Source organism: Winogradskyella costae, assembly GCF_013403865.1.
GTDB classification, from domain to species: domain Bacteria; phylum Bacteroidota; class Bacteroidia; order Flavobacteriales; family Flavobacteriaceae; genus Winogradskyella; species Winogradskyella costae.
In genome coordinates, this window is sequence record NZ_JABFDK010000002.1 from 355,900 (window position 1) to 376,649 (window position 20,750).

General features: G+C 33.5%; 13 protein-coding genes. 12 read left to right on the plus strand and 1 reads right to left on the minus strand.

Annotation, left to right across the window (positions count from 1 at the left end; translation table 11 throughout):
- The first annotated feature begins 36 nt into the window (after positions 1-36).
- From HM986_RS08720 to HM986_RS08775, 12 genes are all read left to right on the plus strand, one after another.
- On the plus strand, positions 37-1,113 hold the full coding sequence (locus HM986_RS08720) for an LptF/LptG family permease (RefSeq protein WP_179334693.1): 1,077 nt from the start codon (positions 37-39) through the stop codon (positions 1,111-1,113).
- A complete protein-coding gene (locus tag HM986_RS08725; protein ID WP_179334694.1) occupies positions 1,100-1,996 on the plus strand; it encodes a DMT family transporter in 897 nt (298 codons plus the stop codon). The genes HM986_RS08720 and HM986_RS08725 overlap by 14 nt, the downstream gene beginning before the upstream one ends.
- 159 nt (positions 1,997-2,155) lie before the next feature.
- Entirely contained in the window at positions 2,156-3,109 is a 954-nt protein-coding gene (locus HM986_RS08730; RefSeq protein ID WP_115809681.1) for an acetyl-CoA carboxylase carboxyltransferase subunit alpha, read from the plus strand.
- Positions 3,110-3,277: 168 nt separating this feature from the next.
- A complete protein-coding gene (dnaB, locus tag HM986_RS08735; RefSeq protein WP_179334695.1) occupies positions 3,278-4,813 on the plus strand; it encodes a replicative DNA helicase in 1,536 nt (511 codons plus the stop codon).
- A 72-nt stretch (positions 4,814-4,885) separates the two neighbouring features.
- Positions 4,886-5,920 carry an AI-2E family transporter gene (locus HM986_RS08740; protein WP_179334696.1) on the plus strand — a complete coding sequence of 345 codons (1,035 nt, stop codon included), beginning with the start codon at positions 4,886-4,888 and terminating at the stop codon, positions 5,918-5,920.
- A gap of 210 nt (positions 5,921-6,130) precedes the next feature.
- Positions 6,131-7,315, plus strand: coding sequence for an asparagine synthetase B (locus HM986_RS08745; RefSeq protein ID WP_394354224.1), 1,185 nt, complete (start codon positions 6,131-6,133; stop codon positions 7,313-7,315).
- Between the two features lies 1 nt (position 7,316).
- Positions 7,317-9,017 (plus strand): tetratricopeptide repeat-containing sensor histidine kinase, encoded by a 1,701-nt coding sequence (locus tag HM986_RS08750; protein WP_179334698.1) that lies wholly within the window; start codon positions 7,317-7,319, stop codon positions 9,015-9,017.
- A complete protein-coding gene (locus tag HM986_RS08755; RefSeq protein ID WP_179334699.1) occupies positions 9,010-9,678 on the plus strand; it encodes a LytR/AlgR family response regulator transcription factor in 669 nt (222 codons plus the stop codon). Before HM986_RS08750 ends, HM986_RS08755 begins: the two co-directional genes overlap by 8 nt.
- A 345-nt stretch (positions 9,679-10,023) precedes the next feature.
- On the plus strand, positions 10,024-12,759 hold the full coding sequence (locus tag HM986_RS08760; RefSeq protein WP_179334700.1) for an Ig-like domain-containing protein: 2,736 nt from the start codon (positions 10,024-10,026) through the stop codon (positions 12,757-12,759).
- A gap of 679 nt (positions 12,760-13,438) precedes the next feature.
- A complete protein-coding gene (locus HM986_RS08765; RefSeq protein WP_179334701.1) occupies positions 13,439-18,748 on the plus strand; it encodes an Ig-like domain-containing protein in 5,310 nt (1,769 codons plus the stop codon).
- A gap of 461 nt (positions 18,749-19,209) precedes the next feature.
- Positions 19,210-19,491 (plus strand): EF-hand domain-containing protein, encoded by a 282-nt coding sequence (locus HM986_RS08770; protein ID WP_179334702.1) that lies wholly within the window; start codon positions 19,210-19,212, stop codon positions 19,489-19,491.
- 14 nt (positions 19,492-19,505) lie between these two features.
- Positions 19,506-19,928, plus strand: a complete 423-nt coding sequence (locus HM986_RS08775) for a secondary thiamine-phosphate synthase enzyme YjbQ (RefSeq protein WP_179334703.1) — start codon at positions 19,506-19,508, stop codon at positions 19,926-19,928.
- Here HM986_RS08775 and HM986_RS08780 read toward each other — a convergent pair.
- Positions 19,902-20,705, minus strand: a complete 804-nt coding sequence (locus HM986_RS08780) for an HAD family hydrolase (protein ID WP_179334704.1) — start codon at positions 20,703-20,705, stop codon at positions 19,902-19,904. The genes HM986_RS08775 and HM986_RS08780 overlap by 27 nt on opposite strands.
- Positions 20,706-20,750: the final 45 nt, after the last annotated feature.

The window sequence follows — 20,750 nt, forward strand, 5'->3', positions numbered from 1 at the left end:
AGTTCTATTAAATAACTAAACAATTAAAGAAGAGACTTGAAAATCCTAGATTGGTACATATTAAAACGGTATTTGCTTACATTTCTTATGATGTTGTTGCTGTTTGTTCCTATTGGAATCACAGTAGATTTGGCCGAAAAAGTAGGTAAAATGATAGAAAATGACGTGCCTTTAGGTGAAGTGGCATATTATTATTTAGATTTTACAGTGTATTTTGCTAACCTTCTATTTCCTTTATTTTTATTTCTATCGGTTATTTGGTTCACCTCCAAATTAGCTAATAATACAGAAATCGTCGCTTTTTTAAGTTCAGGGGTTTCCTTTTCAAGGTTTTTAAGACCTTATATGATAGGAGCTTCTATTGTAGCCGGATTTGCATTAATTTTAGGGATGTACTTAGCTCCAATAGCAAGTCAAGGTTTTAATGAGTTTAAATTTAAGTACTTAAAAAAGAATAAATCGGTCCAACAAACTAAAGATGTATATCAGCAAGTTAATGATCACGATTACATTTATGTGAGTAATTTTATACCTAAAACGAAATCGGGCTTAAACTTTACTTACGAACACTTTGAAGGCAATGAGTTAAAATATAAAATATTTGCGGATAGAATTAGTTTTGTAGAAAAGGATAGCGCTTATAAATTGAATACATATTTAAAACGGTCATTTGATAATGGTATTGAGACGGTAGAGAGAGAAACTCAAAAAATAATAGAATTTCCATTTGAACTTGAAGATTTAACACCTGTAGAATATGCAGCAGAGACAAAATCTTATGGAGAACTCCTCGATTTTATTGCTGCAGAAAAGCGAAGGGGTTCACCTAATATTGGTCGTTATGAAGTGGTTAAATTAAAAAAGTGGAGTCTTCCTGTATCAATATTTATTCTAACGATAATTGCTGTGGCTGTGTCCTCTATTAAACGTAGAGGAGGTATGGGAGTGAATTTAGCTTTTGGTATTGCCATTGCAATGATATATGTTTTCTTTGATAAGGTTTTTGGTGTCATGGCCGAACAGTCTAACTTCCCTGCTATCGTAGCAGTTTGGTTTCCTAATGTAATATTTGGTATTTTAGCTATATACCTGCTGAGGAATGCCAAACGCTAGACTAAAAGACTACCTTCATTTGCATTTTCTTGTTGTAATTGCTGGCTTTACAGCAATTTTGGGGGAACTTATTACCATTGGTGCCTTAGAATTGGTGTGGTATAGAATGGCTATGGCTGGAATATTAATGTTTGTTTACATTAAAATAGCAAGAGTAAATTTAAAAATTACGATTAAAACATTTTGGCAGTTTTCTGCAGCAGGTGTTATTATTGCATTACATTGGATCACCTTTTTTGAAGCCATAAATCAAGCCAACGTTTCTATAGCATTAGCGATGTTTTCTTCTGGTGCATTTTTCGCGTCGTTTATAGAGCCCATTTTTTTTAAACGGCGTATTTTAGGATATGAAATTGTCTTTGGACTTGTCGTTATTCTCGGTGTTATTTTAATTACTAGCAGCGAAATGGGGTACATTAACGGGATTATTTTAGGGCTATTTTCAGCGCTTTTTTCAACTTTGTTTGCGGTAATCAATGGACGCTTTATTGAGAGGCATAGTGCTTCTGTTATATCCTTTTATGAATTTGTTAGTGGAGTACTTTTCTTAACTGTATTTATTCTTTTAACAGGAAAAAGCTTTAATGCAGAATTCTTCACACTTTCAAATTCAGACTGGATATACTTGTTTATTTTAGCTTCAATCTGTACAGCATATGCCTTTATAGGTTCAGTAGAAGTAATGCGTTATATAAGTCCATTTACGGTGATTTTGAGTTATAATCTTGAGCCCGTCTATGGAATTGCTATCGCTTTGATGCTGTTCCCTGAAGCCGAGAAAATGTCACCACAGTTCTATTTTGGTGCTATACTTGTACTAGGAACTGTTTTATTTGATGCAGTTTTTAAGAACTATCAAAGACGACGGCGTAAATCAAAATAGTATTAACACTTAAAGTTTTCATAGTTCCTTTAATAAATTCTATTTTTGTAAACTGAATAATGTGTACCTACTTTTTTATATATTTTTTATAAAATAGAAATAAGAATACGTAGGTTTGCACCGAACTAAACTAACAAAACAAAACTAACTTCAAATTGTATGGAATATTTAGAGTTTGAATTACCAATAAAAGAATTAGAGGATCAGCTAGATAAGTGTGAAATTATAGGAAAAGAAAGCGATGTAGATGTCACTGAAACCTGTAAACAAATCGAAAAGAAACTGGCTGAAACTAAAAAAGATATTTATAAAAACCTTTCGGCTTGGCAGCGTGTACAATTGTCGCGTCATCCAAACAGGCCTTATACCTTAGATCATATTAAAGCCTTGTGTGGTGATACGTTTTTAGAATTACATGGAGATAGAAATGTAAAGGATGATAAAGCGATGATTGGTGGTTTGGGTAAAATAGGGGACCAATCGTATATGTTTATTGGTCAACAAAAAGGATTTAATACTAAAACAAGACAGTATCGTAATTTCGGAATGTCTAATCCAGAAGGGTATCGGAAGGCATTACGTCTTATGAAATCTGCTGAGAAATTCGGAATTCCTGTAGTGACTTTAATCGATACTCCAGGTGCGTATCCAGGGTTAGAAGCTGAAGAACGCGGACAAGGTGAAGCTATTGCAAGAAATATTCTAGAAATGGCACGTCTTAAAGTCCCAATTATTACTATTATAATTGGTGAAGGTGCTTCAGGTGGAGCCTTAGGTATTGGAGTAGGAGATCGGGTTATGATGCTAGAGAATACATGGTATTCTGTGATTTCACCAGAGTCTTGTTCTTCAATATTATGGAGAAGCTGGGAATATAAAGAACAAGCTGCAGAAGCTTTAAAACTTACTGCAAAAGATATGAAACGCATGAAGCTTGTAGATTCCATTATTAAAGAACCACTTGGTGGTGCGCACACAGATAGAGATAAAGCATTTTCAGCAGTGAAAGACGCTATTATTAAATCGTATGAAGAGCTTAAAAACTTATCACCAAAAGATTTAGTGAACCAACGTATGGAAAAATACGATGCTATGGGAGTCTATAAAGACTAAATCCACTAAACATAGGAAACTAAAAAAAACTGAAGTTTTAGCTTCGGTTTTTTTTGGCACTATTAACAATATAATCAAGTTATTAACAGTTAAATTGTTGAAGACCTGTTGACATCGTCAAGCGAGCTTCTTCATTTCCTCAGCACTATTTAACTACTTTTGTTACTTATGAAACAACCCAATCCAGTACAAGGCTATAAAGTTGATAAAAGCACCATTATTAATTTAGAAAAAGGTAAAATACCACCTCAAGCAACTGATTTAGAGGAAGTTGTGCTTGGGGCGATGATGATTGATAAAAAAGGTGTTGATGAAGTTATTGATATCTTAAGTCCTGATGCATTCTATAAAGAAGCTCATAAACATATCTTTGAAGCTATCTTCAAATTATTCGAAAACAGTGAGCCTATTGACTTATTAACCGTTTCTAGTCAATTGAAGAAAGATCAAAAGTTAGAAGTTTCTGGAGGTGATTTTTACCTTATTTCTTTAACACAACGGGTCTCTTCTTCTGCGCATATCGAGTTCCATGCACGTATTATTCTTCAGAAATATATTCAACGAAGTTTAATCAAGATTTCTAACGAAATTATTGAAGAGGCTTACGATGAAACTAAAGATGTTTTTGACCTTTTAGATACCGCTGAAGCTAAATTATATGAAGTCACCCAAGGTAACGTTAAGAAATCTACAGAGTCTGCTCAAAGTTTAGTAATTCAAGCGAAAAAGAAAATTGAGGAAATGTCTAATAAAGAAGGGATGAGTGGTGTCGCTTCTGGTTTTGATAAACTCGATAAATTAACCTCGGGCTGGCAGCCAAGTGATTTAATTATTGTTGCTGCACGTCCTGGTATGGGTAAGACAGCTTTAACGCTGACAATGGCAAGGAATGTTGCTGTTAATACTAATACGCCTGTGGCTTTCTTCTCTCTGGAGATGTCTTCAGTTCAGTTAATTACCCGTTTAATTTCTAGTGAAACCGGCTTATCTTCTGAAAAGTTAAGAACAGGTAAATTAGAAAAGCACGAATGGGAACAGCTTAATGTAAAAGTTAAAACCTTAGAACAAGCACCATTATTTATTGATGATACACCATCGCTTTCTATTTTCGATTTAAGAGCAAAGGCTCGTCGTTTAGCATCTCAGTACGGTATTAAAATGATCATGATTGATTATTTGCAATTAATGACAGCAGGTGGAAGTCAAAAAGGAGGAAATCGTGAACAAGAAATTTCCATGATTTCTCGAAACCTTAAAGCTTTAGCAAAAGAACTAAGTATTCCAGTAATTGCGTTATCACAATTATCGCGTGCGGTAGAAACGCGTGGAGGAAGCAAACGACCGTTATTATCAGATTTACGTGAATCTGGAGCGATTGAGCAAGATGCGGATATTGTAGCATTTATTTATAGACCTGAATATTATAAGATTGATGAATGGGATGATGAAGAACGTTCGCCAACCGAAGGTCAAGGAGAATTCATTGTTGCAAAGCACAGAAACGGTGGTTTAGAAAATATACGTTTAAAGTTTATCGGACACCTAGGTAAGTTTGATAATTTAGACGATTTTGATACGCCATTTGGTGCAGAGTTTCATTCTAAAATGAACGATGCTGCTAATGATAATACATTCACACCAGATAAGTTTCCTTCTGCATCAGATGCATTTGGTGGACCTGAGGATGATGGGGTTCCATTTTAACAGCATTTTAAGGAAATAAAAAGTGTATTTTAACTTATCTTTGCACGCTTAGTTAAAAAAGAAACTTGCCTCATGCTAGAACAAAGACGTACAACCAATGTGTTGCTATTGATTATGGTAGTGCCCTTAGTATTTTACCTACTAAAGATATTGTCTTTTATATTCATTCCATTGATATTTTCAATGTTTATAGCCTTGCTATTCTTACCATTAATGCGATGGTTGGGACGACGAAATGTGCCTAAAATTATAAGTATTATTATCGTTTTATTGTTGGTTGCATTAGGACTTAAATTAGGAATTGAGTTAATACAGTTATCTAGCAAACAAATACTAGCAAATAACGCAGAGTTTTTATCCAAAGCCGAATTAAAATTGGCAGATCTAAAAATTTATTTATTAGATAATTTTGGAATAGAGTTTGAACAAGAACATGGATTTATAGGACAGTTTTTTAAAAAGGAAAATTTGGGGTCAACGCTTGGTTTTCTGAACTCCTTTTTAACCACGCTATTAATGACTGTTTTTTTTGTAGTATTATGGTTAGCAGAATCTATTAACGTTCATAAGCTTCTAAATAGTACATTATTAAAAAGAAAACACACGTCTGTTAAAACTTTTATGAAGATTGAAAAAGATCTTATAAAGTTCATTAAAGTAAAAGTCTTAGTAAGTGCACTTACCGGATTATTTACCGGATTAATGTGCGTGTTCTTTGATGTCAGCTTCCCAATTTTCTGGGGTTTATTTGCCTTCGCCATCAATTTTGTGCAAATGGTAGGATCGTTTATTTCGGTAATATTTTTATCGATTTTCGCCTTTGTAGAACTCGATCCATCAAGTACTTTATTCTTCTTTATTTTTGCAATCTCAATGGTTCAAGTCACCTTTGGTGCGATTTTAGAACCAATTTTTATGGGAAAATCTTTTTCTATAAATGTCATTGCAGTACTGGTAATGCTAATGTTTTGGGGCTTCCTTTGGGGAATTCCTGGTTTAATTATGGCGATTCCAATAACTGTTTTTATCAAAATTATTTTAGAACAGTTTGAAGGAACCAAAGTCATCGCAAGTTTACTTTCGGGAAGTGAAACAAAGCTCGACTAACTGTCTTTACCTATAACGTAGTTGCTGTATAGAATTCTATTTTAAAGTCTATTGAATATAATAGGTCCTAAAAGATTACTAAATATGACTTAATGAGGTAAAAATTTGGTTATATTTCGTTCTAAATCTATGAACTTGAAAAATTTACTCGTTTTAATTTTTACACTCTTCTTAAGTGCAAACACTTACGCATCCTATATTCTTGTTCCCATGGATGTTGAAACACAAAAGAATCACCTAAAAGCATATGGATTAACCTATTGGACCTTAGAGCGTGAGCTGAAAGTAAAGTGGCTGCTTAATTATAGAGGTGGCTCTTTTTTATTACCCGATGCAGAAATTATTCAACGCGAATGCCAAATTAGAGGGGTATCGTTTGAGGTCATATCAGATGCACAAGCAGCTCAAATCTTAGAAGATATTGCGAGTCCTGCTGTAAATCAAGAAGCAGTTGTTTTAGAAAAAGCACCCAAAATAGCCGTATATACTCCGACGGGATTAAAACCATGGGACGATGCAGTAACCATGGTTTTAACTTATGCTGAAATTCCTTATGAAACGATTTATGATGAAGAGGTTTTAAATGATGAATTACTGCTTTACGATTGGTTACACTTACATCATGAAGATTTTACCGGGCAATACGGTAAATTCTACAGAGCTTACAGCGCAGCGGCTTGGTATATTGAAGATAAAAAAGAAGCAGAAGCTTTAGCCAAACGATTAGGATATGATAAAGTGTCAGAGGAGAAATTAGCTGTTTCATTAAAAATTAGAGATTATGTAGTTGGAGGCGGATTTATGTTTGCCATGTGTTCTGCAACCGATAGTTTTGATATTGCTCTGTCTGCAGAAGGAGTAGATATCTGTGAGCCAATGTTTGATGGCGATGGAAGTGATCCAAATTATCAGAATAAAATAGACTTCAATAAAACTTTTGCGTTTAAAGATTATATTTTAGAACGGAGTCCTAAGGTCTATGAGTTTTCATCTATAGATATGACTCAAAAACGTCAAATACCAAAAACAACAGATTATTTTTCATTAATGGAGTATTCTGCTAAATGGGATCCAATTCCAACAATGCTAACTCAGAACCATACCGCTTTAGTGAAAGGATTTATGGGACAAACTACCTCATTTAGTAGAGACCAAATTAAATCTAATGTTTTGGTTATGGGAGAAAACCGAACCAATGGAGAAGCTAAATATATACATGGCATTAAAGGAAAAGGTTTCTTTACATTTTATGGTGGTCATGATCCAGAAGATTACACACACAGAGTAGGTGACCCAAAAACTGAATTAGAATTGCATCCTACATCTCCAGGTTATCGTTTGATTCTAAATAATGTATTATTTCCTGCGGCTAAAAAGAAGAAGCAGAAAACGTAATATGAAGTACATAATTAGTTCACTATTTTTCCTGTTGACTCATCAATCATTTAGTCAAAATAGCGATATCTTAAATTTTGGAGAAAACTTAATCTCTGAAAACAAATTAGATGAAGCACTTTCTTATTACAGCAAATACCTTACGACAACTACCGAAAAAGAAGATGAAGTTCATTTATTATTAGGTTTAGCAGAAATTTATAAGCTAAAATTAAATTACCATACAGCTAATAGATACTATGTCAAAGCACAGGAAGCTATTAAAATTTCGCAAAACAAGCAGATAGAATTTTTATACCATGTAAAGATTGCAGAGTTTTATAGAAAAAGAGCCTTGTTTGCTGAATCCGTAAAGCATTTAGATTCCGCTAAATTAATTTTAAAATCGCAAAAAATTGCGCCTATTTATCTAGCAAAATATTACAGTAGAAAAGCGGCCTTATTTTCAGAGTATTTTAACCAACCAGATTCTACGCTTTTATATGCTCAAAAATCATTTAAGATCTCAAAAGAACTGAATGATAAAAATGAAATATTTTATGCTATGCTGGAAATTTCAGGAGTTTATGAAAAGAAAAAGGATTTTAAGAAAGCAATAAATTATTTAGACAATCTTATTCATTATGCTGAAAACAACCACTTAATTCAGAATAAAGTTGATGCTTATATAAATTACACTAGAGTTTTAATTAGAGATAAACAATTCAATAAAGCGTTAAATGAATGCTTAAAAGCATTGAATTTTGCTAAAGAAAGTGAACTGTTTTATGGTGAGATTTTATTTTTAGATAATATACGAAATGTATATAAACAATTAGGTAATACAGCTAAGGCTTATGAATATCTAGAACTCAGATTAGAACTAACAGATAAATATTACAAAATAGAACACAATAAATTTCTGTTTGAGCTCGAGGAGAAGTATAAATTGACAGAAAAAGAAAATCAAATTAAAATTAATACCCTCGAAATTGAAAACAAAAATAAAGCTCTAGCTTCCAATACAGTTATGTTTTATGCCATTATAAGTCTGTTAATAGCTGTTATTATAGTGACCATATTAATTGCTTATGTACTAAAAGAGTCTAAAAAGAGTAATAAACAATTAAAAATATTATCTAAAGAAAACGAGTTTTTATTAAGTGAAGCCAACCACAGAATTAATAATAATTTACAATTGGTAGTAATTCTTATATCGGATCAATTGAAAAAAGCATCTACAGAAAATAGTTTTCAATTGAAAAGCATATTGACTAAAGTAGAAGCTATTTCTACCTTGCACAAGCATCTATATAAAAATAGCGATAAAAAGAAAATAGAGATTTCAAATTATTTAAATGATGTTAAACATAGCTTTTTAGACGTATTTAACGAAAACAACATTAGTACCAACTTCAAAATAGATACAGCAGAAATTCCATCAGATTATGCCATGTATTTTGGATTGTTACTCACAGAATTATGTATAAATTCTATAAAACATGCTTTTAATGACCAGGACGATAAATCAATTAACCTAGAATTACGTGTAAAAGAAAATAAGCTTAGTTTTACCTATTCAGATAATGGAAGAGTTCTTATAACTCAAGACATAAAGCCTATTTTGATAGATAAAATCTGTCGCCAACTTAAAATTGAGTATACTGTTAATACTGAAAATGGTTTTAAATTTTCATTTGAAAAAGACATAAGTAATGCATAACCCTAAAAACACCAAAATACTTATTATTGAAGACGACGTTATTATAGCCGAATACATTTCTGAGATTTTACAAGAAGAACATTTTAACGCTATAAGGATCGCAAATGATGCCGATACTGCAATGTCAGAAATGAAATCGTTTTTACCAGATATTATATTAATGGACATTAATTTAAGTGGTAAAAATGAAGGTATTAGCTTGTCTAAAAACAAAAATGACAGTGCAGCTGTTATTTTTATTACAGGTCAACAAGATTTTGCTTTAATGAGCGAAGCCATAAAAACAAAACCATATGGTTATTTAACTAAGCCGATAAAGAAAGTGGATTTAATGGCATCCATTAGTATTGTAATACAGAAAAATCAAGATCAAAGTTTTCAATTTAAAGATGGGTATGATACGGTAAATCTAAAATATGCTGACATTAGGTATTTTGCAGCCGATGGCAATTATAGTAATATTTATACTATTTCAAAAAAATATAGTATCAGACAATCGTTGAGTACTATAGCAAACGAATTACCTACACATACCTTTGCTAGAGCGCATCGATCCTATGTAGTGAATATTAATATGGTTCAACGCGTAACAACAAATACGCTTCATCTAAATAATGTAGAAATTCCATTATCTAGAACGTATGCAAAACATTTCAAGTAAATAGCATAGGTTATAAGTACGTTTACTTAAGTATCAGTCTAAATACTACAAAAACAGTGATTTACATACAAAGTATGGTATTTCATACCAAATTAAAAGTTATATAATAGGTTAGCTGTATATTACTTGCTAAACGGATAGCCAACCATTTTTGATAATCTGATTGATAGCAAGAAGCAGCATTTACCTTTATGGTAAAGCTGCTTTTTTTGTCGTTAAATGACCTAAATAGGGGGTGAAATACCATTTACATACAAAGTATTGCATTTAAACACGTTTAAGATGTATTTCATCGATAATTATTTAGATTTGAATGATTATTAATTCAAACTAAATCTATTATTGATGAAAAAAAATTACACTCTAATCTTTTTAATGCTTTTTAGCTTAATTGGCTATGCTCAAAATTTCGACCACCTATATTCAGATACAGTTGAAGGTTCTGCTGTTGAAATAAATTTTAACGATATCAGTTCCTGTCAATCTAATGTAGTTTTAAATATTACTGAATTTCGGAATTTATCATATCCAACTAATCTTTGTATCAATCTTTTTGTTAAATATAAAGTTTTTGTCAATGATGTAGAAATTGGGGATTATTGTACAGGAGAAGCGCAGTCTTTTAATTTGTCATCTTATGGCGCAATAAATAATGTAAAAATAGTGGGTTATAATACATACAATGATATTGATGATACCATAAAAATAAGTGCTAATTTAGTAGTAAGCTCTTCTATAGTAGCTATGCCAGCCAATGGTCCAACAACATCAGAGCTCTCATATTGTTTAAATACTTCTGCTACAGCTTTAACAGCAACCTTAACAGGAGGAGCAACTAGATTAAAATGGTACACAACGAATTCTGGAGGATTGCCATCTAATTCAGTAATTCCAAATACATCTGTATTAGGTTCAACCACGTATTGGGTTTCTCAGGTAAATGCAGTCGGTTGTGAAAGTGAGAGAAGTGTGGTTGTTGCTACTGTATATGACCTTCCTAATGCACCTGCAGCAGAAGCTCAGGAATTCTGTGAAGGTAGAACAGTTGCAGATTTAGTTCCAGCATCAAGTGCTACAAAAGTATGGTATGATGTAGAAACAGAAGGTGTTGCATTAAGCACTACTGCGGGTTTAGCAACAGGAACATATTATGTTGCAGAAGTAAATGCTAATGGTTGCGAAAGTGAAAGAGTTTCCGTTAATGTTACTGTTAATTCTCTTTTGGCACCAATAGCAGAAGCTCAAGCATTTTGCGCGAGTGGAACAGTTGCAGGTTTAGTTCCAGCGACAAGTTCTACAATATTATGGTATGATGTAGAAACAGAGGGTGTTATTTTAAGTAGTACAACAGATTTAGCAACAGGAACATATTATGTTTCAGAAGTGAATGCTAATGGTTGTGAAAGCGCAAGAAGAGAAGTTAGTGTAACAATTAATGAAGTACCAGAAGCACCAACAGTAACAACACCAGTTATTTATAACGAAGGGGATACTGCAAGTGAATTAACGGCAACAACTGGAGGTGCAGGTTTATTATGGTATGCTACAGAAACAGGAGATACAGGAGACTTAACGGCGCCAACACCAAATACATCAACTGTTGGTTCAACCTCATTTTGGGTAGCAAGTACAAACGACAATGGTTGCGAAAGTGAGCGAACTGAAATAATAGTTACAGTAAATAGTTTACCAGCAACGCACTTAAATTTTGATGGAGTGGACGACTATATCGATTGTGGTAACATACTACCAGAGTCTTATACTAAAGAAGCATGGATTTATATAGATGCATATGCTACCGAAAATAATATAGTTTCGGGTTCAGATAATTTTGGACAACATGCGCTATGGGTGCCAAGTGGTATATTATCAGCTGGCCATAATGGTACGTGGAATGCTGTAGAAGATTCAAATATGTTAGAACTTAATACATGGTATCACGTGGCTGTTAGTTATGATAGCCCTGCACAAACTTTAAAATTATATAAAGATGGAGTATTAATAGATACAAATACTAATGTTTTGCCTCCAGTTAATGGGAATGAAGTTAATATCGGATCTTATAATGATGCAGGTAACTTATTTAATGGTGCTATTGATGAAGTTCGTATATGGAATGTAGTAAGAACAGAAAACCAAATTAACGGAAGCAAAGATTGTGAATTGCAAGGCACAGAAACAAGTGTAGTAGCTTACTATCAATTTAATCAAGGTTTTAATGCAATAGATAATACTGCTATTACAACTTTAACTGATGCTACAGTAAATGCCAATCATGGAACATTAAATAATTTTGCACTAACAGGTGTATCAAGTAACTTTTTGGCAGGATCGCCACTTACTACAGGTTCTACAATACCAAGCGCACCAACAGCAGAAGCACAAGTATTTTGTGGAGGAGCAACGGTTGCAGATTTAGTACCAGCAACAAGTACGACCATGCAATGGTATAATGCAGTAGATGCTGCTTTAAGTAATACAACAGCTTTAGAAACTGGAATATATTATGTAACAGTAGCCAATGCAAATGGTTGCGAAAGTGAAAGAACTATGGTTAATGTTACTATTTCAGACATTCCAGAAGTGCCAACAGTTACAGCATTAGTGACTTACAGTCAAGGTGATGACGCTAGTGCATTAACAGCAACTTCAGGTGAATTAGACTTAGCTTGGTATGAAGCTGAAACAGGAGGAGTTTCTGATTCAGAAGCACCAACACCAAGTACAGAAACTATTGGTTCAACATCGTATTGGGTAGCTACTGTTAGTGATGAAGGTTGTTACAGCGAACGTGTAGAGATTGTTGTTACAGTTGAAGAAGTTTTAGGAGTGGGAGATCGTAATTTATTGAATGCTGTTAAAGTGTACCCAAACCCAACTGATGGTCAAGTTTCCATTATGTTGCCAAGTGCCAAAGAAGTTAAAATCACGGTGTACGATTTAAATGGCCGTTTACTATTAAATAAAGCTTGTAATCAAGAAACAAATGTTATAGATATTTCGAGATTTGAAAACGGAGTGTATTTATTAAAAGTGATATCTGAATTTGGAGAAATTTCGACAAGAGTGATTAAAAAATAATAGTCTGAGTTAGTTGATTAAAGGGTCGCAGCAATGCGGCCTTTTTTGTTTTAATTTGAGTTTTTTAAAGATTCAACCAGAAGTATCTCATAACAAGTTTCGGTTTTAGAGGATAACGCTAGGGTTCTATAATTAATGTTACGGAATTTATTATTATTCTAATATATACCAATCACAGACTATAACTATTTAGGAACTTACAACAGATATTTTTGTGCAAAGTCATAAATCATTTTAAATAACAAATTAAAAACACAACGGGTTGCTGCGGGCGCAATTTTTATAAATAGTATAGAAATTCCTTTATCTAAGATATTTGCGAAACATTTCAAGTAAATAGCATAAATTATAGATCCGTTTAGGTTAATTTGTGGTTCAATCATCACAAAAACAGCTGTTTAATTACAAAGTATTTCATACTATATTAAAAGAGATACAATAGGTTGGTTATATATTAGTGGTTAAACGGATAACCAAACATTCTTTATAATCTGATTAATAGCAAAAGGCAGTATTTACCATTATGGTAGGGCTGCTTTTTTTTTGTCATTAAATGAAAATATTAGGGATTGAAATACCATTTACATACATAGCATTGCATTTGGACACGTTAAAAATGTATTTCGTCGATAATTATATAGATTTGAATGATTATTAATTCAAACTAAATCTATAACCTATGAAACTAAAATTTTACTTATTTACGTTGTCATTATTATGTCAACTCATAATTTTTGGTCAAGCAATTGACCAGCAAAATTCACCAGACGATACCACTTTTATTGGTACAAATTTCCCAAATGCTGGCGGCCAGTCTTTTACCGCTGGTGTAACAGGGAGTTTGACTCAAATAGATCTTAAAATAGATAGTAAAAGTTTTACTACTGTTAATGGTAGCTTTGATTTATTGATATACAGTGGTAACGGATATAACGGTACGCTTTTAAATACCACAACTTTAGATGTACTTTTGGATTTCGGAATACAGAATATAAGCTTCACCCTTTCTTCACCAATAGCTATTACAAGTGGTGATTTTTATACTATGCGTCTTATTATGAATGAAAATATAAGTATGGATACGCGAGTTACTATGGGAGATACATATATTAATGGCGGTTTATATTTTTTAGAAGGAAACGATGGTTTTTATACTTTTGGGGATTTATGGTTTATAACTTACGTTACAACAGGTCCAGACGCTCCAATAGCATCTGCTCAAAGCTTTTGTGAAAGTGCTACAGTTTCAAATTTGCAAGCTGTAGGTACAAATTTAAAATGGTACACAACAGAAACAGGCGGCACAAACTTAAGTACTACTACAGATTTGGCAACGGAAACCTATTACGTTTCTCAAACCGAAAATGGAACTGAGAGCGACAGAACTCCGGTAAATGTTACTATTAATGAAGCACCAACTGTAACTATTGGTGAAGCAACAGTGTCGTTTTGTGCAAATGAAGATGCAACTATTACAGCAACAGCAACGGAATCTGAAACAGTAACAGATTTTCAAGGCGATTTTGCACCAAGTAATTGGTCTTCTTCAACCTTCCTCTCAAATGGTTTTGTAGATGATACGAATGCACCTCATAGTATTCAGATTTGGGGAAGCAATACTAATAGTGGCAATTTAGGTGACACAGAATATACAATTCAATGTGTTCTAGAAACAACGCTCTCATTTACTTGGAATTATGTCTCTGGTGGAAGTGCATCTGATGATTACCCAATTATACGTATTAGCGGAATACCTACTTTATTTGAAGGGTTTGATCTTTCTGGAAGTACATCTCAATCTGGTACTATGACAATAACAGTACCAGAAAATAGTTATTTTACATTCACTATGCGTACGCTTACTAATCAAAACGGAGGAGCAAATGTTACCATAAGTAATTTTTTAGCAACTACGAACACAAGTTTATCTGCATACTCTTGGGCTGCAACAGAAGGTGGTACTATTGTAGGAAGTACAACAAGTGCATCCATAACACCAGCAACATCTGGTACTTATACAGTAACAACAACGGGTGCAAGTGGTTGTGAAGCAACTGATAGTGTAGATGTTACTATTAATGAAGCGCCCCTTGCACCAACAGCAAATAGCGTACAAATTTATACAGGTGAAGCAACCCTTGCCGACTTAACAGTTACAGGTACAGACTTACTATGGTTTGATGCAGCTACAGATGGTACGTCTTTAGATCTAAGTGATGCTTTAGTCGATGGTGCTACGTATTATGTAAGCCAAACGATCACATGTGGAGAAAGCTTAAGAACGGCCATAACTGCTAAAGAAATTAGCGAAGCATCACAAACATTTTGTGGATCTGCCACCGTAGATAATTTAACGAGCACACCTTCAACAGATGCAACTGTTAGTTGGTACTCAGAGGCTACAGGAGGTACTGCGTTAGATAATACAGCAGCACTTGAAACAGGGACATATTATATTGAGGAATCTGTAGTGAGTTCTGTGACGACTTTATTAAGTGATTTAAATAATCCAAATGGCGTAGCTGTTCAATTTGACAGAAAAATACTGGTATCAGATTATAGCGATAGTTATATTACACGAATGAATGCAGATGGAACCAATATCGAAACCTTAGGAAATGGATTTGATGACACTAGAGATGTTGTCACTCAAGCCGATGGAAAAATTTTGGTGGTAGGTATAGGTGATATTAAACGAATGAATACAGATGGTTCGAATATAGAAACCTTAATTAATGGTTATTCAGAAATAAATTCTGTATGCATTCAAGCGGATGGGAAAATTATTTTTTTCGATTTTAATGAAGGTTCTGTAAAACGAATGAATGCTGATGGTACGGGAATAGAAACTTTAAATGACTATTATGAATTAAGTTCAAAACAAATTGCGATTCAAGCGGATGGAAAAATTGTGGTAGCAAATTTCGGGTTTAGATCAATTATGCGTTTCAATTCAGATGGTACTAACTTAGAAACTTTAGGAGGTGTTTTTAACTATCCAACAGGAGTAGCCATTCAAGCAGATGGAAAGATTGTAGTCGCAACACAAAATGGTGAAATTAAACGAATGAACCCTGATGGTACAGGTCTAGAAACTATAGCCAATGTTTCAAATCCTGGAAAATTAGCTATTGAAGCAGATGGAAAAATTTTAGTGTTAGATGATGGTGCTATTAAACGTATTACAGAAGCTTATACTTCTAATAGGGTAGCGGTTAGTGTTGCAATTAATCCAAATCCATTGGCACCAACAGCTAATAGTCTACAAGTTTATACAGGTGAAGCAACCATTGCCGACTTAACAGCTACAGGTACAGACTTACTATGGTTTGATGCAGCTACAGATGGTACGTCTTTAAATCTAAGTGACAATTTAGTAGATGGTTCTACGTATTACGTAAGTCAATCGTCCACTTGTGGAGAAAGCTTAAGAACAGCAATAACCGTGAAGGAAATTGGTGAATCAGCACAATCATTATGTGGGACCGCAACCGTAGCAGATTTAATAAGTACACCAACTTCAGGAGCAACCACAAATTGGTTTACAACCGAAACAGGAGGTTCGGCTTTAACAAGTACTACAGAACTTACAACTGGGACTTATTATATAGAACAATCTGAAACTATTTCTAACACTACTTTAATTAATGGCTTTTCTAATACATCAGGAATCGCTATACAATCTGATGGAAAAATTGTAGTGTCAGATTATACTGATGATGTGATTAAACGTTTTAATGCGGATGGTACTGGATTAGAGATTTTAGGGTCTGGTTTTTCAAGTACAATGGGAATAGCCATTCAAGCAGATGGAAAAATTGTGGTAGCAACTGCAGGAGAAATTAAACGCATGGATGCTGATGGATCAAATATAGAAACCTTAGTTAATGGTATTGGAGATTTAACAACGGTAAACATTCTAGCGGATGGCAGAATTATTTATTTTAATAATTACGAAGGAGTTATTGTTATGAATGCTGATGGTACGGGAGTAGAAACAATAGTAGACAATGGAGTCTATTTGCAGCACATTGCGATACAAGCGGATGGCAAAATAGTGGGAGTAAAAGGAGGATTTGAATCAATTATACGATTTAATCCAGATGGTACAAACTTAGAAACTGTCGGAGGGAATTTATATTTTCCTTCAGATGTAGCCATTCAAGCCGATGGGAAAATTTTGGTATTAGATGCCTATGGTGACATTAATCGAATGAATTCGGATGGCACAGGTTTAGAGACTATAACCAATATGCCAAATTCTGGAAAAATAGCGATTGACGCAGATGGAAAAATATTAGTGAACGATTATAATGATCAGAGCATTAAACGCATCTCAGAAGCCTATATTTCTAATAGGGTAGCGGTTAGTGTTACTATTAATGAACTTCCAGAAGCACCAACAGCATCAGCACAAGTTTTTTGTGGCAGTGTAACAATTGCAGATTTGGAAGCTACAGGTACGAATTTATCTTGGTATGCAACTGAAACTTCAGAAACTGTTTTAGAATCTACATCAGCAGTAGCAACAGGAAGTTATTATGTGTCTCAATCTACTAATGGTTGCGAAAGCGCAAGAGCAGAAGTTAGTGTAACAGTTAATGACATACCAGAAGCACCAACAGCATCAGCACAAGTTTTTTGTGGCAGTGTAACAATTGCAGATTTGGAAGCTACAGGTACTAATTTATCTTGGTATGCAAGTGAAACTTCAGAAACCGTTTTAGAATCTACATCAGCAGTAGCAACAGAAAGTTATTACGTGTCTCAATCTACTAATGGTTGCGAAAGCGCAAGAACAGAAGTTAGTATTACAGTAAATGACATATCAGAAGCACCAACAGCATCAGCACAAGTTTTTTGTGGCAGTGCAACAATTGCAGATTTGGAAGCTACAGGTACTAATTTATCTTGGTATGCAAGTGAAACTTCAGAAACCGTTTTAGAATCTACATCAGCAGTAGCAACAGAAAGTTATTACGTGTCTCAATCTACTAATGGTTGCGAAAGCGCAAGAACAGAAGTTAGTATTACAGTAAATGACATATCAGAAGCACCAACAGCATCAGCACAAGTTTTTTGTGGCAGTGCAACAATTGCAGATTTGGAAGCTACAGGTACTAATTTATCTTGGTATGCAGGTGAAACTTCAGAAACCGTTTTAGAATCTACATCAGCATTAGCAACAGGAAGTTATTACGTGTCTCAATCTACTAATGGTTGCGAAAGCGTAAGAACAGAAGTTAGTATTACAGTAAATGACATACCAGAAGCACCAACAGCATTAGTACAAGTTTTTTGTGGTAGTGCAACAATTGCAGATATGGAAGCTACAGGTACTAATTTATCTTGGTATGCAAGTGAAACTTCAGAAACTGTTATAGAATTTACATCAGCAGTAGCAACAGGAAGTTATTACGTGTCTCAATCTACTAATGGTTGCGAAAGCGAAAGAACTATGGTTAATGTTACTATTTCAGACATTCCAGGAGTGCCAACAGTAACAGCATTAGTGACTTACAATCAAGGTGATGATGCTAGTGCATTAACAGCAACTTCAGGTGGATTAGACTTAGCTTGGTATGAAGCTGAAACAGGAGGAGTTTCTGATTCAGAAGCACCAACACCAAGTACAGAAACTATTGGTTCAACATCGTATTGGGTAGCTACTGTTAGTGATGACGGTTGTTACAGCGAACGTGTAGAAATTGTTGTTACAATTGAAGAAGTTTTAGGAGTGGGAGATCGTAATTTATTGAATGCTGTTAAAGTCTATCCAAATCCAACTGATAGTCAAGTTTCTATTATACTGCCAAGTACTAATGAGGTTAAAATTACGGTGTACGATTTAAATGGTCGTTTACTATTAAATAAAGTAAATACAAGTGATAATTTTATAATTAATTTAGATCAATATGAAGCAGGAGTCTATGTCTTAAAACTAAAAATGGGCCAAAACGAAACCGTTAAACGAATAATAAAAAAGTAATACAAGTAAATTTGATGTCTAGTTGTAAACAGCGATGCTCTTTTTTGAGTATCGCTGTTTTTTTGTAGTTATTTTAATCAGGAGGTTGGTAACTGAAAAAGATAAAGATAAAAAACAAAATAGTTCATTCGCATACAAAACACTGCATTTCAAACCTTCCCAATCATAAGTTAGTGATATTAATTTAGATTTGTTAATCTCAATAGTTATGGAGGAGCTATGATTATTCAGAATAATGAATGATTCTAATAATAGTAAAGTATAAATAAATTTTACACGTTTATAAATTAAATCTGTTTTATAGTAAACCGAGGTTTGGGAAAATATCGGTAATGGTGATTAAGAAGTAGGGTTTTTAATCAACTAAATTAAAGGTGGCTGTAAGGCGACCTTTTTTTGTTTGTTAATTCATCAGAGTTTTAAAGTAATATTTCTTATTTTTAATAAAACCAAAAAAATAAATGTTATCAAAGGAAACGATTCTTTACAAAATTGAAATATTAATTAGCAATCATTTTAAAACACCAGAAGAGGCGTTTAAGTTTTTTGATAAAGATGATGACGGAAAACTAAATAAAGCTGAAATAGTAAAATTATTAAAAGAAGCAGATATAAATGGTTTCATTCGTGGTAGGATTTCTTCAAAATTAATTGAAAGCTATGATAAAGATGGTGACGACTTCATAGATTGGGAAGAATTTAAGTCTGCTATTGATGAAATTTCAGATGAATATAAAGAATAGAACATTGAAATAATATGCAATTTTTTCAAAAAGAAATAAAGCTTCACGCATTTTCTAGAGGTTTTCATTTAATTACTTCAGATATATTAGGTGGTATTCCAGAACTAAAAGACATAACTGTAGGGCAATTGCAAATATTCATTAAGCATACTTCGGCGAGTTTAACCATTAATGAGAATGCAGATCCAACAGTACGATTAGATTTTGAAAGCCACATCAATAAAATGGTGCCAGAAAATCAGGCTTATTACCAGCATACTTATGAAGGTGCTGATGATATGCCTGCACATATAAAAGCATCATTAATGGGAACTTCTGTTCAAATACCTATCACAAATGGTAAATTAAATCTCGGAATTTGGCAAGGTATTTATCTCTGTGAACACAGAGATAGGGCAGAAGGAAGACAGTTAGTTCTTACGGCTTTCGGCAATTAACTCTTCTAAAACCAATTCTACACCATTATTATTATTAGATACAGTTTCATATTTGGCAACTGCTTTTACATCAGGATGTGCATTGGCCATAGCGTAACTATATTTGGCGCATTTCAACATTTCTAAATCATTGTTATAATCGCCAAATACCATCGTTTCAGAAGGCTTAATGTTGAGTTGCTTTTGTAAAAAAGTAAGGGCATTTCCTTTATTAGTAATCGCTTCCGAAATATCTACCCAATGATTTCCAGATACCACAACATTGAGTTCTGGCTTTAGATGTTTTACAAATGGGAAGATGTTAGCTTCAGAATTTGTGGTGTGATACAATGCTATTTTAATGACGTCTTCAGTAATTTCTTCAAAAGAATCGATTATAGTATAGACTGAATAATATTCAGAAAACGTTTTTACCAATTCATCAGATGCTCTAAGAATAAAAGCTTGATCCTTGGTACAGAAAATAGGATAGGTGTTTTCAATGCTAGTCACTAACTTATAAAGTTCTACTAATCGATTTGTGTTAAGTTTATAAGAAAGTAGTACGTTTTTGTTCTTAATCACCAACCCACCATTTTCAGCAACAATAATAATGTCATCTTTTATAGGTTGAAGTTTCTCTACAATGCTATAATAAGGTCGTCCACTTGCAGCAACAAATTGAATGTTTTGTTGTTTTAAATTTTTAAATAATTCGAAGAATCTGGAACTTACTTCGTGATTAGAATTTAATAATGTGCCATCCATATCTGTGACAACCATTTTAACGTCTTTCATATTGTGTGCTTAAATATATTATTCAAATTAAGTAAAATAAAAAAC